Source organism: Vibrio rumoiensis 1S-45 (genome assembly GCF_000286955.2).
Lineage (GTDB): Bacteria > Pseudomonadota > Gammaproteobacteria > Enterobacterales > Vibrionaceae > Vibrio > Vibrio rumoiensis_A.
In genome coordinates this window covers 58,645-72,529 of record NZ_AJYK02000062.1, presented here as the reverse complement: position 1 = coordinate 72,529, position 13,885 = coordinate 58,645, and the positions used below count along the sequence as shown (strand labels likewise).

Genomic DNA, 13,885 nt, shown 5'->3' with positions numbered 1-13,885 from the left:
TAGGCGCATTGCTCATCCAACATTCTCCCGCTCGATCTGTATTAACTTAATTAAATACAAAAGAATAACCAAATCCTTAGCATTCCTAGTGTGCATATCTTTTTTGGCAAACCAATCTTCATTGCTTCCAATTATATTTATACGCTTATATTTCTGCACATTCTGGTCGAATGATAAATAAATCGCTACACAGAGACAAGACAAAGCTACTTTTTCGTAACAATTGTGACCCAGATTTGTTTGGGATCTCACAAAAGCTATCAAAAATCTTAAGACATTTGAATGGAGAAGAAGAAAAATCACTAAAAAGTAAATCTGTCGCTAGGAATATTCCGTCGTCATGTATTTTTAAATGCAACAAAGGCGGATTATTTAATTGAAAAAGTAAGCACTTAATTTCAATTTATTATGAAAATAGAAAGGAGGATATTGTTTTACAAAATGATGGAGATAAAAACAAAAAAGCCCGACCGAAGTCGAGCTTTTGTAACCACACACCAGAATACTGGTGACGTTGATTTGCAGTACAGAGAAAACTCTGTAAAGAAAATTAACGCTTAGAGAATTGTGGTTTACGACGTGCTTTACGTAGACCAACTTTCTTACGTTCAACGCAACGTGCGTCACGCGTAACATAGCCAGCTGCACGTAGCGCAGGACGTAGAGTTTCATCGTATTCCATAAGAGCGCGTGTGATACCGTGACGGATCGCACCAGCTTGACCAGAAATACCACCACCAGAAACAGTGATGTAAAGGTCTACAGTCTCAGTCATTTCAACAAGTTCTAAAGGTTGTTTAACAACCATACGTGAAGTTGGACGACCAAAGTAGGTGTCTAGATCACGCTTGTTGATTACGATGTTGCCGCTGCCTGGTTTCATGAAAACACGAGCAGCTGAGCTTTTGCGACGGCCAGTGCCGTAGTATTGATTCTCTGCCATTTCGATAATCCTCGGTTAGATGTCTAGTACTTGTGGTTGTTGAGCAACATGGTTGTGCTCAGCGCCAGCGTAAACTTTTAGCTTACGGTACATAGCACGGCCAAGAGGACCACGTGGTAGCATACCTTTAACAGCTAGTTCAATAACCATTTCTGGCTTCTTATCAATCAGTTTCTCGAAAGAGATTGATTTTAGGCCACCAGGGAACTCAGAGTGACGGTAATAGATTTTACCCTTCGCTTTGTTACCTGTAACAGCTACTTTCTCTGCGTTTACAACGATGATGTAATCACCAGTGTCAACGTGAGGAGTGTACTCAGCTTTATGTTTGCCACGTAGGCGAGATGCAATTTCACTTGCTAGACGGCCAAGAGTTTTGCCTTCAGCGTCTACAACATACCAGTCGCGTTTTACAGTTTCTGGTTTAGCAACGAAAGTTTTCATGCTAATAATACCCGTTTAATTTAAATTCATAGTTTAAGGAACAAGTCTCAAATGTACTTATTCCCACTGTCTAAGAGTCCCATTCATCACCCCTTCGAGTCGTTGGTGCTCTCGGCTTCAACTCATTCTTGCTTATAAATAGAAGAAAAATTGAGCCTGCAGTAACGGTGGGTCGCAGGATTATAGAGAAGAGTGAGCTAAAAAGCATCTACTTTCGGTAAAAAAGTCATTTTTTTTGCCTTATATACCCAATGAAATCGAAGTTGTCGCACCTATAGCCAGCAAAGCAACAATAGCCTTCTCCACGCTAAGGATTTAAAGGACTACGTTCCACCCTTTAAAATGACATCTATTTACGACAAATGCTCATTACCAAGGTATTCCAAGCTTTGCATTTCAATTAGGCGTGATTGACAACGTTGAAATTCAAATTCAAGCTGCCCATTAAGGTACAACGAACCTAAAGCCACTTCAGCGGAAATAATAAGAGTCACGTTACGCTCATAAAATTCATCAACCAAAGCGATAAAACGCCTTGCCGCATCATCATTCACTCGGCTCATTTGCTTAACGTCAGATAACAATACCGTATGGTACAAACGAGACAACTCAATATAATCCGATTGACTGCGAGTGCTTTCACACAACTGGCTAAACGTTGCATAAAGAACACCATCACATGAACCTTGCACACTAAGATCGCGATGATTAATCTCTATCATTTGTACCGCTTTGCACTCATCGCGGCTTAGCTGTTGATAATAAGTATCAAGGTTTTGCTTGGCTTTTTCATCCAATGGGTAATGATAAATTTCCGCTTGCTCTAGCGTTCTCATTCGGTAATCAATGCCACTATCAACGTTAACTTCAATGCAGTTTTTTTCAATCAACTCGATCGCAGGTAAAAAACGAGCGCGTTGTAAGCCGTTACGATAAAGGTTTTTAGGTGGAATATTTGATGTGGCAACTAGGATTACGTCTCTTGCAAATAGCGCTTGAAATAAAGTACCTAAAATCATCGCATCGGTGATATCTGACACGAAAAACTCATCGAAACACAAAATATCAGCATCTTGTTTGAATCGATCAGCCACCACTTCTAATGGATCACTAACATGATTCAACGTCGCTAGCTCAGCGTGGACACGTTGCATAAATCGATGGAAATGCATGCGGGATTTCTTTTCATAAGGCAGCGCATCGAAAAACAAATCCATTAAGTAGGTTTTTCCTCTCCCCACTCCCCCCCAAAAATACAGCCCCTTAGGAGGAGGTGTTGATTGACTTCGACCCAACCATTTCGCAAATAAACTCGGTTTTTCTTCCGGGACTGATACATACTCAAGAAATTGGTGGTAGAGTTGATCAAGCTTATCCACGGCAAACTGTTGCGCTGGATCATGTTGGTAACCCAAATGTTCAATGTCGTGCTGATACTTTTGTTTAGGCGTCATCATTCAATGCCACTTTTGAATAAATAAGAAAAAATAGCCCGATCTGGTTAGCAACTTTCAAGGGCACCTTTTGCTTTATCAAGCTGAGGTGTCATAGTACCATGTAAATTCGACATGTATAACAAGCTAGAACAAACGTGTTAAAAAACAATGATAAGGAACTAATATGGCTTTTCTTTATGCTGCAGTAGGTTTGGTTATTGGTCTGATCATTGGCATTATCATTGCCCGATTAATGACGCCTGAATACAAAAAGCACAAACAAATTCAAAAAGAACTAGAAGCAACTAAGTTTGAATTAGAGCAACACAGACAAGATCTGTCTGACCACTTTTCCAATTCGGCTGAAATGCTTGATACCTTAGGTAAAAACTACACGAAGCTTTACCAGCATATGGCGCAAACTTCTTCTGATTTATTACCTGATTTACCAAAGCAAGATAACCCATTCGTCACTCAATCATCAGAGACCCCGTCTGATGAACCTCGTAAAACAGAAGAAGTGACCGAAGTTCAACCCAAAGACTACGCTAATGGCGCAACTGGTTTATTAAAAGAAGAAAAGAAAACCGTTCTTAATTCACCAGAAATAAATAAAGCGTCGTAACATCACCTAAAAATTCAAGGAACTTTGCAAAGGTTCCTTAGTCTTAACTCCGTTACACAATAAAGGAGTTTTAGAATGAAAGGACCTTTGCTTGTTCTGAGTGCCGTATCTTTAAGCCTCAGCGCTATTCTTACCCCAGTATCAGCATCAGCTACTATTCCCAATTCCGTTAACGGACAAGAAATGCCAAGCCTTGCCCCTATGTTGGCAAAAGTCACCCCAGCAGTGGTTACCGTTTCCGTTGAAGGAAAAAAAACCAGCAACGCTCAATCCATCCCAGAGCAATTTCGATACTTCTTTGGCCCTGATATCCCAGTACAATCATTACCAGAACGTCAATTTAAAGGATTAGGTTCAGGTGTCATTATTGATGCCAAAAATGGTTATATCGTCACGAATTATCACGTCATCAATGATGCAGATAAAATCCAAGTCACTCTTTCTGACAAGCGAGAATTTAACGCAACCTTAATTGGTGGCGATAAGCTTTCTGATATTGCCTTAATCAAGCTAGACAAAAAAATATCGGGGCTGACTCAGGCGACTTTAGCCGATTCTGATCATTTACGAGTCGGTGATTTTGCGGTAGCGATTGGTAACCCTTTTGGCTTAGGTCAAACTGTCACCTCCGGCATTATTTCAGCGTTAGGTCGTAGTGGCTTAAATATTGAAAACTTTGAAAACTTCATTCAAACCGATGCAGCAATAAATACAGGTAATTCAGGTGGTGCACTCGTAAACCTCAATGGTGAATTAGTCGGTATAAATACCGCCATCTTAGGACCAAATGGCGGTAACGTCGGTATAGGCTTTGCCATTCCATCCAATATGGTGAAAAACCTCACTGAACAAATCATTGAATTTGGCGAAGTCAAGCGTGGCATCTTAGGTGTTCAAGGTGGTGAAATCACCCCAGATCTTGCAGAAGCGATGGGGTACAGCAGCAGTAAAGGCGCGTTTGTTAGCCAAGTCATGCCAGACAGTGCTGCAGAGAAAGCAGGTTTAAAAGCAGGCGATGTGATCACCTCCATCAATGGTAAAGAGATTGCCACATTTGGAGAGCTACGAGCTAAAATTGCCACCATTGGAGCGGGTAAAGAAGTTGAACTTGGTTTGCTTCGTGATGGCAAGGCGATTACTGCCGATGTCACTTTGGGTGAAATGCAGCAATTGCAAGCAAGTGCAGAAGAACTACACCCCGGCTTAGAAGGCGCTCAATTTAGCAATACGAACAGCAGCGATGCTATCTCTGGCATAAAAATAACTGACGTTGCAAAAGGCTCGCCAGCGGAAAGTTATCAGTTAAAACAAGATGATATTATTATTGGGGTAAACCGAACTCGCGTGAAAAATTTAGCGCAAATGAAGAAGGTATTGGAACATAAAACAAATATCTTAGCGCTGAACATTCAACGTGGCGATCGAACGATTTATCTTGTTGTTAAATAATCAATTATGAACTTAATCATGTTAGTCATAATTGAATAATAAATTTATCATAACAAATAAATTCAACCACTTAACTAGTTACACCAACATTGCATAACCAATCTTAAGTTCACTAAAGCTTGGTATCGACATTAAAAGAGAAGTTTCGTACGAAACTTCTCTTTTCTTTGCTTTCTTACCAATGCTATTCTTTGCAAGTCTCTGTCTCTTCTATTTTTTCCGTACCTTGAGGGTAACATGCTAAAATTTTTGCTTCGACCTATCCTTATTGGCCTAGCAACCGCTGTGATTATTCTTATCGCAGTACCCTCTCTGCGCCAAGACATTTTACAAATAGCGCCGTCCGAAAAAGCAAAAAACCTTGATGATGTACAAGTTTCTTTTAGCCATGCTGTTCATCGTGCAGGCCCTGCAGTTGCTAATATTTACAGTCGACAATATGTTGAAGGTGATCGTTTAAAACTCAAAACTCAAGGATTAGGCTCTGGCGTTATCGTTTCCGATAAAGGCTACATCATAACCAACTTTCATGTGGTGGCTCAGGCCGATCAAATCGTCGTCGCCTTGCAAGATGGACGAGTATCCAGCGCTCAACTTGTCGGTTCAGATAAACAAACCGATATTGCGGTACTAAAGATCGAAATGGGTAACTTACCTGTGATACCACAAAACACCAGCTATAAAGCAAAAGTCGGAGACATTGTTCTGGCTATTGGCAACCCTTATAACTTAGGCCAAACCACCACATTTGGAATCATATCGGCCATTGGACGTTCATCGGTCAGTACTGATGGTCGACAGGCCTTTATTCAAACCGATGCAGCAATCAACAAAGGTAACTCTGGTGGCGCGCTAGTTAACACTCGAGGTGAACTAATTGGCATTAATACTGCTTCTTTCCAACAAGCTACCGATTTAGAAACTTATGGCATCTCCTTCGCTATCCCTTATGCGCTTGCCAATAAAATTATGACCAAAATCATTGCCGATGGTCGTGTTATTCGTGGCTATATCGGCATTGATGGACAAGATATGAATGCGGTTGCAGCTCGTTTATTGGGTATTGACCATGTCAGTGGCATTATTGTCTTAAGTGTGGCTCCGAATAGCCCTGCGAAAAAGGCCGGCCTAAAAGAGAAAGATGTGATTGTGAGTATTAATGGCAATAAAATTCTTAATAGCCAAACAGTAATGGAAATGGTCACCGAATTTCGCCCCGGCACTACCGTCGATTTTGACATTTTGCGCGATGGCAAAAAACTGACGCTTCCGGTCACCATTGAAGAAGACCCTAGAGATTAAGAATAGAGACTAGAAACTAGAAACTAGAAACTGTTGATCTTCAGATAACTCAGTTTATTGCCATAAAAGGAATTCGGCATGACATGGATTTTCTTTACCTTGCTTGCCGCCTTCATGCAATCATGGAGAAATGCCTTTCAGAGTAAACTCTCTGGCGAAGTAAAAACCTTAGGCGTAACCTTATCTCGCTTTCTTTGGGCAAGCCCTATCGCTGCGCTTTATTTGCTTTTCTTATATAGCGTTAACCCTGTAGAACTCCCCCATTTTTCCTTTCGATTTGTCGCTTTTGTGGTGGCTGCATCTTTAATGCAAATCTTAGCCACCGCATTAATGGTGCAATTATTTAAACTCAACAACTATGCAATTGGCGCAGGCCTTGCTAAAAGTGAGGCATTAGCTGCGGCTATTTTAGGGGTGCTGTTTTTTGGTACGACATTAACCTTTTTAGGCTGGATTGGGGTTTTTATCGGCGGCGTGGGCGTATTTATGCTCAGCAGCACCAATGGTTGGAAAGGATTATCGATAAGTACTGTCACATTAGGGTTGTGCTGTGGTAGCGCTTTTGCTTTCACTTCACTGTGGGTAAGGGAAGCCAGCTTATCCTTGAACCTACCCTTTCCTTATAATGCTGGCTGGGTTTTATTGTTGGTTATTAGCCTGCAAACCCTTTTACTCGTGACCTATATTTATTGCACCGATAAATCGACACTAAGTGCACTTTGGCATCGGCCTAAACTCACCTTGCTTACCAGTGCCACCAGCTGCATAGGTTCGATTGGTTGGTTCAGCGCTATGTCTTTACAAGCCGTACCTTATGTCAAAACACTTGGACAGGTGGAAATATTTTTCACCATGCTCATCTCGGTATTTTGGCTTAAACAGAAGGTGAAAATTAAAGATGGATTCGGCTTATTCTTAGTCGCGATTGCCGCCACTTTGGTGATGTGGACTTAAGCATCTAAACTTCCCTTAATCCAAGCTTATTACTCGCTAGCTTTTAATATCCCAATAGACGACGGATCGCAGAAAACAAACATCAACCATACCAATCAATATTTAAACTCTTATTTGATATTTACATTACTTTACCTAGTTCCTATTGCTATGCTCCTTCCTTTTGCTCAGTATAAGACCACAAAAAATTTGTTGTATTACATGAGCAATAATATGAAAAATAACAATAAACTGTCTTCACCAACCATTTGGTTTCACTGGTTAACCGGATTAGCCTTTCTAACCGTATTAGGTATTGGTTTAAGTTTTGATTACATTCCTAAAGGCCCTAGCAAAGGCGAGTTAATGGGAATTCATAAATCTTTAGGTGTGATCGTGTTTGTCATCGCAACTCTACGAATCATTTGGCGCTTTAAAGAAGGTCCTATTACCAGCTTATCTGCTCAGCAAACATGGCAAGATAAAGCTGCAAAAGGCATACACCATCTTTTGTTACTTTCGACAGTATTGATGCCTATCTCGGGCATCGTGATGACGATTGCAGGCGGGCGTAACTTGAGTGTCTTTGGTGCAGAAGTCATCTCTGCAGGAGAAAAAATCCCAGCGCTAGCGTCGGCATTTAATACCATTCACCACTACGCGGCCTTTACGGTTCTGGTCATTGTGCTGATCCACATTGCTGCTTCGATAAAGCACCATGTTATTGATAAAGATCGTGTGTTATCTCGTATGCTGGGCCGTTAATTTACTCTCGTTTTTGAATCGAAATTAGTACAAACAAAAGCGCCACTTCAAACTGAAGTGGCGCTTTTATTACGGAGTGCTTTTCTAGATCAGAGATTATTCTGCTTCATCGTCGTTGCTTTGAGCTCCTGATTCCACTTCAATTTTGGTTACTCGCTGTAAGCCTCTTGGCAATTTAGCACCACGACGACCACGCTCACCACGGAAGTTATCCAAATCAATCGGTTTCAAACCGAGCTTACGCTTGCCGGCATACAAAGTTACCGTTACGCCATACGGAATAGAGATCAACTGAGAAACCACTTCTTCACGCGCCTTCGCTTTTGCCGAAGGAATGTTAATGATCTTATTGCCCTTGCCTTTACTCAATTGAGGAAGATCCTTAATTGGGAAAAGCAGCATGCGCCCTTCATTGGTGATAACCAGGATCTCATCTTTTTCAATGTCTGAAACTGGGCTTGGTGGCAAAACTTCTGCTGCTTGTGGCAAGTTAATTAACGCTTTACCACTGCGGTTTTTCGATAGTAAATCATTACCTTTACACACGAAGCCATAACCAGCATCCGAAGCAATTAACCATAACTGATCTTCTTCCCCCATCACCACTTGACGAACTTGGCTGCCTTCTGCAATGCCTAGGCGACCCGTAATCGGCTCACCTTGGCTGCGAGCAGACGGTAATGAATGCGACTCTAATGAATAACTTCGTCCATCTGATCCTAAGAACACCGCTGGCTGATTACTCTTACCATGGGCATGTGCCAAATAAGCATCACCTGATTTATAGTTCAAAGTAGACGAATCAACATCGTGGCCTTTCGCATGACGGATCCAGCCTTTTTCAGATAGCACTACCGTGATCGGCTCACTTGGGATCAAATCACGTTCGGTTAAGGCTTTCGCTTCGGCGCGCTCCACTAATGGAGAACGACGATCATCACCATACTTTTCAGCGTCGGCTTGGATCTCTTTCTTAATTAACGTATTAAGACGTGCCGCAGAACCTAATAGTAACTCTAATTTTTTACGCTCTTTTTCTAGCTCATCTTGCTCACCACGAAGTTTCATCTCTTCTAATTTGGCAAGATTACGCAAGCGAGTATCTAAAATTGCATTGGCTTGGATTTCCGTAATACCAAAACGCGCCATCAGTACATCTTTCGGCTCATCTTCCGTACGGATGATTTCAATCACTTCATCAAGGTTTAAGTAAGCAATCAATAAACCTTCTAAAATGTGCAATCGATCTAAAATTTTGTCCAAGCGATATTGCAGGCGACGGCGAACCGTTGTGCGTCTGAACTCGATCCACTCTAATAAAATCTTAGTTAACCCCTTCACTTCAGGACGGTTATCTAAACCAATCATATTCAGATTGACTCGGAAATTCTTTTCCAAATCGGTTGAAGCAAATAAATGATTCATCAATTGATCGCAATCGACACGATTTGAACGCGGTACAATCACAAGACGAGTTGGATTTTCATGATCCGATTCATCACGTAGATCATCGACCATTGGCAGTTTTTTGGCGCGCATTTGATTGGCAATTTGCTCAATCAATTTTGCCCCAGACACTTGGTGAGGCAAAGCAGTGATCACCACATCTGAACCTTCTTTGTGCCACACTGCGCGCATTTTAATGCTGCCACGACCGTTGCGATAAATTTTCTCAATATCACTTGGAGCCGAGATAATTTCAGCTTCCGTTGGATAATCGGGGCCTTTAACAAAGTTCATCACTTCGCTCAATTCGGCTTTAGGATTATCAATCAAATGAATGGTCGCATCGGCCACTTCACGCACATTATGTGGCGGAATATCAGTCGCCATGCCTACTGCAATACCGGTAATGCCATTGAGCAAAATATGCGGCAAACGAGACGGCAACATTTTTGGCTCTTTCATGGTGCCATCAAAGTTTGGCGACCACTCCACCGTGCCTTGCCCTAACTCGCCTAATAAAACTTCGGCAAATTTAGATAATTTCGCTTCGGTGTAACGCATTGCCGCGAAGGACTTAGGATCATCGGGGGCCCCCCAGTTACCTTGACCATCCACCAAAGGATAACGATAAGAAAACGGCTGAGCCATTAACACCATCGCTTCATAACAAGCCGAGTCACCATGTGGGTGGTATTTACCCAACACATCACCGACCGTACGGGCCGATTTTTTATATTTTGCTGCCGCTGATAAACCCAGTTCAGACATCGCATAAATAATACGACGTTGCACCGGTTTTAAACCGTCCCCAACATACGGAAGGGCACGATCCATAATTACGTACATTGAGTAGTTCAGATACGCATCTTCGGTAAATTTGCGTAGGGCTAACTGTTCAACGCCGTCATAGGTAATTTCAGAACTCATTTCATTAACCTTGTTTATTCTCGTTCACTAACCAATTAAGCGTTATAACTCAACATCCGCTTTATCACCGTAGGCTTGTAGCCAGTTACGACGATCTTCCGCGCGTTTTTTACCTAATAACATGTCCATCATTTCGATGGTTTGTTCATCATCATCAATGGTCAACTGAACTAAGCGACGAGTATTGGGGTCCATGGTGGTTTCACGTAATTGAAGTGGGTTCATTTCACCCAATCCTTTAAATCGTTGTACGTTTATTTTGGCTTTTTTATTACTTAAACGCTCCAAGATACCTTCTTTTTCGCCTTCATCGAGCGCATAGAACACTTCTTTGCCGCAATCGATACGAAACAGTGGTGGCATCGCAACATACACATGTCCAGCACGGACTAAAGATTCAAAGTGACGCATAAACAGCGCACATAATAAGGTGGCGATGTGCAAACCATCGGAGTCGGCATCGGCAAGGATACACACTTTACCGTAACGCAAACCGTCTAGGTTATCGGTATCAGGGTCAATCCCTAACGCGATAGAAATGTTATGTACTTCATCAGAAGCTAAGACTTGATCCGATGACACTTCCCACGTATTCAAGATCTTACCACGCAATGGCATGATCGCTTGGAATTCACGATCACGGGCTTGTTTAGCTGAACCGCCCGCCGAATCCCCTTCCACTAAAAAGAGTTCGGTTCGGCTAAGATCTTGCACTGAACAATCGGTTAACTTACCCGGAAGTGCTGGGCCTGAAGCGATTTTTTTACGTACCACTTTTTTACTGGCACGCATACGACGATGCGCATTGGCAATACAAGATTCTGCTAATAATTCAGCGATTTGTGGTTTTTCATTGAGCCACAAACTAAAGGCATCTTTCACCACGCCAGACACAAAGGCTGCCGATTGGCGAGACGATAAACGCTCTTTGGTTTGTCCGGCAAACTGAGGATCTTGCATCTTCACCGACAACACATAAGCACAACGGTCAAAGATATCATCACCGGTCAGTTTTACACCGCGCGGCAATAAGTTTCTAAATTCACAAAATTCACGCATGGCGTCAAGCAAACCTTGGCGCAAACCATTGACGTGCGTACCACCTTGCGCGGTCGGAATTAAGTTGACATAACTTTCGGTAATTAACTCACCGCCTTCAGGTAACCAAATGATCGCCCAATTAGCCGCTTCGGTTTGCGCGATAAATTCACCAGTAAACGGCTCTTCAGGCAAGACAGGAAAACCTTTCACGCCTTCAACTAGATAATCTTTTAAACCGTCTTCATAATGCCATTTGTGAGTATTTCCGTTGACTTTATCAATAAATTCAACATCTAATCCGGGGCATAACACCGCTTTAGCTCGCAAGTTATTGATTAAGCGAGTAGCAGAAAAATTACCAAAATCAAAGTACGACGTATCCGGCCAGAAATGCACACTGGTACCAGTATTACGACGACCACATGTACCGGTCACTTCGAGTTCTGAAACCTTGTTGCCGTTTTCAAATGCGATATCATACACTTGGCCATCGCGCTTAATTTGTACTTCAACACGCTTGGATAAGGCATTAACAACCGAGATCCCAACCCCATGCAAACCGCCAGAGAATTGATAGTTTTTATTTGAAAATTTCCCCCCTGCATGCAATTTACAAAAAATCAGCTCTACCCCGGAGATCTTCTCTTCAGGGTGGATATCAACCGGCATGCCTCGACCATCATCGCTCACTTCAATCGATTGATCGGCATGTAAGATGACTTGGACTTTTGATGCATGTCCCGCTAAAGCTTCATCGACACTGTTATCGATAACCTCTTGCGCCAAGTGGTTTGGGCGCACCGTGTCGGTATACATTCCTGGGCGGCGGCGAACCGGCTCAAGCCCATTGAGGACCTCTATCGCACCAGCATTATATTGTTCAGTCATAATAAAAAGATGTACTCAAAATTAATGGTAGCTATTGATACACGCTACAAAACCTATGGCGTCGTCATTTTCTCAAAACAACATAGGGAAACATACTCGGTATCCCTAAGCCTGATGTCAAGTTAAGCCATAGATAAATTAAGGATTTAATAATTAAAGATAATTTGTAAAATAAATTTTATTACAGAACTAGCGTCTTACAACTGTAAAAACTCAATAATCTGTTGAGGATAGCGTTCAAAACCGACAAAGCTGTGATCTCCATCAGGTTCAACCGTTGACTGGCTGAGTTGATACTTACTTACCGCCTGCCGATAATCTAACACCTCGTCGCCCATTTGCTGCAGTAACCAAAAGCTTTCCGGTGATGACAAGGTTAGAACTTCCAATGATTTTAACTCTTGAATATGCTCTTCTTGTAACACGTAATCTTGCAAAGTGTAAGGATTGGTTTGAGGCCCAAGGAAGTCTTGTAGCAACTCAAATGGTTTCACGGCTGGGTTGACTAAGACTGCGCGAAAACCGTATTGATGATTTAACCAGGTAGACAAATACCCACCTAAAGAACTTCCGACTAAGCCAATTTGGTAATCACTTTGATAACGATTGACAATATCGTCTAAAAACTCGGCCGCTTGCATAGGAAAAGAGGGCAATTGAGGTATTTCAAGCTTAATATCTGGACGGTGCAGTTGACAGTATTGACGCATCACGTCAGCTTTATGTGAAAGCGGAGAGCTATTAAAGCCATGTAGGTACAGCAACATTGACGGTTTTGACACAACGAACTCCTCAAAATAAAAGTGGCGTTATTGTAGAGTGAATTAATACCCTTGCGCATCAAAATCCGGTAAAAATTGCTCTCCTGTTAAGCGATGTAGTTGAGTGGCAATTGAACCATCAGATTTTAAAGTTAAAGAACGCCAACCTGGGGACACTTTATCTAAAGCAAAATCACTAGAATTAGGCTTAAATTGAATACAGGTTGATGGGCTAGTGAACACTTCTACTCCAAGATGTACTTGATGAAAATCTTGATGTACATGCCCACATAATACGCCTTTGACATTTTGGTGCTGCTCAATAACTTGCCAAAAAACCTCACTATTGTGCAAACAATGCTTATCTAACCATTGGCTTCCAACTAGTAACGGATGATGATGAAGTAATACTAACGTAAAGCGCTCTGGATACTGCTGTAATGTCGAATCTAAATACTCTAATTGTTGCTGAGATAGAAAGCCATGAGGGCTGCCCTCAGCTTGGCTATCAAGTAATATCACTTGCCAAGATTTGCCCACTTGTAAGTAAGTATCCTCTTGGATTTGCGTGGAAGGGTAGATGCTGCGCATGCTTGGTTTATAGTCATGATTGCCCGGTAACCAATAACAATTCTTCTTTAATGGAAGAATACCTTGCTCAAAGCGAGAATAAGATGCATCCGTATGATCCTGAGAAACATCACCGGTCATGATGACGGAATGATACTCTAGCCCACTTTCCAGAACGTCATTAACAACAGCAGAGAAGCTGCTTAATGTATTAACACCAAGTAGCTCACCATCCGAATCTGAAAATAGATGCGTATCAGTGATCTGAACTAACGTCACATCATCTAGGTTCGGCTCAATAATCTTTATATCATTCGTTTTCAATGCTAATAGACTCAAATGTTTACGCTTATAC

At 41.9% G+C, this 13,885-nt stretch carries 12 protein-coding genes; 5 read left to right on the top strand and 7 right to left on the bottom strand.

The window, feature by feature from the left end; genetic code table 11:
• Positions 1-550 precede the first annotated feature (550 nt).
• The 3 genes from rpsI to zapE all read right to left on the bottom strand — a co-directional run bounded on the left by rpsI (position 551) and on the right by zapE (position 2,841).
• Positions 551-943, bottom strand: a complete 393-nt coding sequence (rpsI, locus tag A1QC_RS08675) for a 30S ribosomal protein S9 (protein ID WP_017024951.1) — start codon at positions 941-943, stop codon at positions 551-553.
• Positions 944-958: 15 nt separating this feature from the next.
• Positions 959-1,387: a 50S ribosomal protein L13 gene (rplM, locus tag A1QC_RS08670; RefSeq protein ID WP_017024950.1), complete on the bottom strand. Its 429-nt coding sequence runs from the start codon at positions 1,385-1,387 to the stop codon at positions 959-961.
• A 353-nt stretch (positions 1,388-1,740) separates the two neighbouring features.
• Positions 1,741-2,841, bottom strand: coding sequence for a cell division protein ZapE (zapE, locus tag A1QC_RS08665; RefSeq protein WP_026025798.1), 1,101 nt, complete (start codon positions 2,839-2,841; stop codon positions 1,741-1,743).
• Positions 2,842-3,007: 166 nt separating this feature from the next.
• Here zapE and zapG point away from each other — a divergent pair, with 166 nt between their 5' ends.
• From zapG to A1QC_RS08640, 5 genes are all read left to right on the top strand, one after another.
• Complete coding sequence (zapG, locus tag A1QC_RS08660) at positions 3,008-3,448, top strand: Z-ring associated protein ZapG (protein ID WP_017024948.1); 441 nt, start codon at positions 3,008-3,010, stop codon at positions 3,446-3,448.
• A gap of 75 nt (positions 3,449-3,523) precedes the next feature.
• A complete protein-coding gene (locus A1QC_RS08655) occupies positions 3,524-4,897 on the top strand; it encodes a Do family serine endopeptidase (RefSeq protein ID WP_017024947.1) in 1,374 nt (457 codons plus the stop codon).
• A gap of 237 nt (positions 4,898-5,134) precedes the next feature.
• Entirely contained in the window at positions 5,135-6,199 is a 1,065-nt protein-coding gene (gene degS, locus A1QC_RS08650; RefSeq protein ID WP_017024946.1) for an outer membrane-stress sensor serine endopeptidase DegS, read from the top strand.
• 78 nt (positions 6,200-6,277) lie between these two features.
• A complete protein-coding gene (locus tag A1QC_RS08645; protein WP_017024945.1) occupies positions 6,278-7,153 on the top strand; it encodes a DMT family transporter in 876 nt (291 codons plus the stop codon).
• 213 nt (positions 7,154-7,366) lie between these two features.
• Positions 7,367-7,897, top strand: coding sequence for a cytochrome b (locus A1QC_RS08640; RefSeq protein ID WP_017024944.1), 531 nt, complete (start codon positions 7,367-7,369; stop codon positions 7,895-7,897).
• A gap of 96 nt (positions 7,898-7,993) precedes the next feature.
• On the opposite strand, the gene parC is transcribed toward A1QC_RS08640, so the two are convergent.
• From parC to cpdA, 4 genes are all read right to left on the bottom strand, one after another.
• A complete protein-coding gene (gene parC, locus A1QC_RS08635; protein WP_017024943.1) occupies positions 7,994-10,270 on the bottom strand; it encodes a DNA topoisomerase IV subunit A in 2,277 nt (758 codons plus the stop codon).
• Positions 10,271-10,312: 42 nt separating this feature from the next.
• Positions 10,313-12,199 carry a DNA topoisomerase IV subunit B gene (parE, locus tag A1QC_RS08630; RefSeq protein WP_017024942.1) on the bottom strand — a complete coding sequence of 629 codons (1,887 nt, stop codon included), beginning with the start codon at positions 12,197-12,199 and terminating at the stop codon, positions 10,313-10,315.
• 197 nt (positions 12,200-12,396) lie between these two features.
• Complete coding sequence (gene yqiA / locus A1QC_RS08625) at positions 12,397-12,966, bottom strand: esterase YqiA (RefSeq protein WP_017024941.1); 570 nt, start codon at positions 12,964-12,966, stop codon at positions 12,397-12,399.
• A gap of 57 nt (positions 12,967-13,023) precedes the next feature.
• Positions 13,024-13,839 (bottom strand): 3',5'-cyclic-AMP phosphodiesterase, encoded by an 816-nt coding sequence (gene cpdA, locus A1QC_RS08620; RefSeq protein ID WP_026025797.1) that lies wholly within the window; start codon positions 13,837-13,839, stop codon positions 13,024-13,026.
• Between the last annotated feature and the right edge of the window lie 46 nt (positions 13,840-13,885).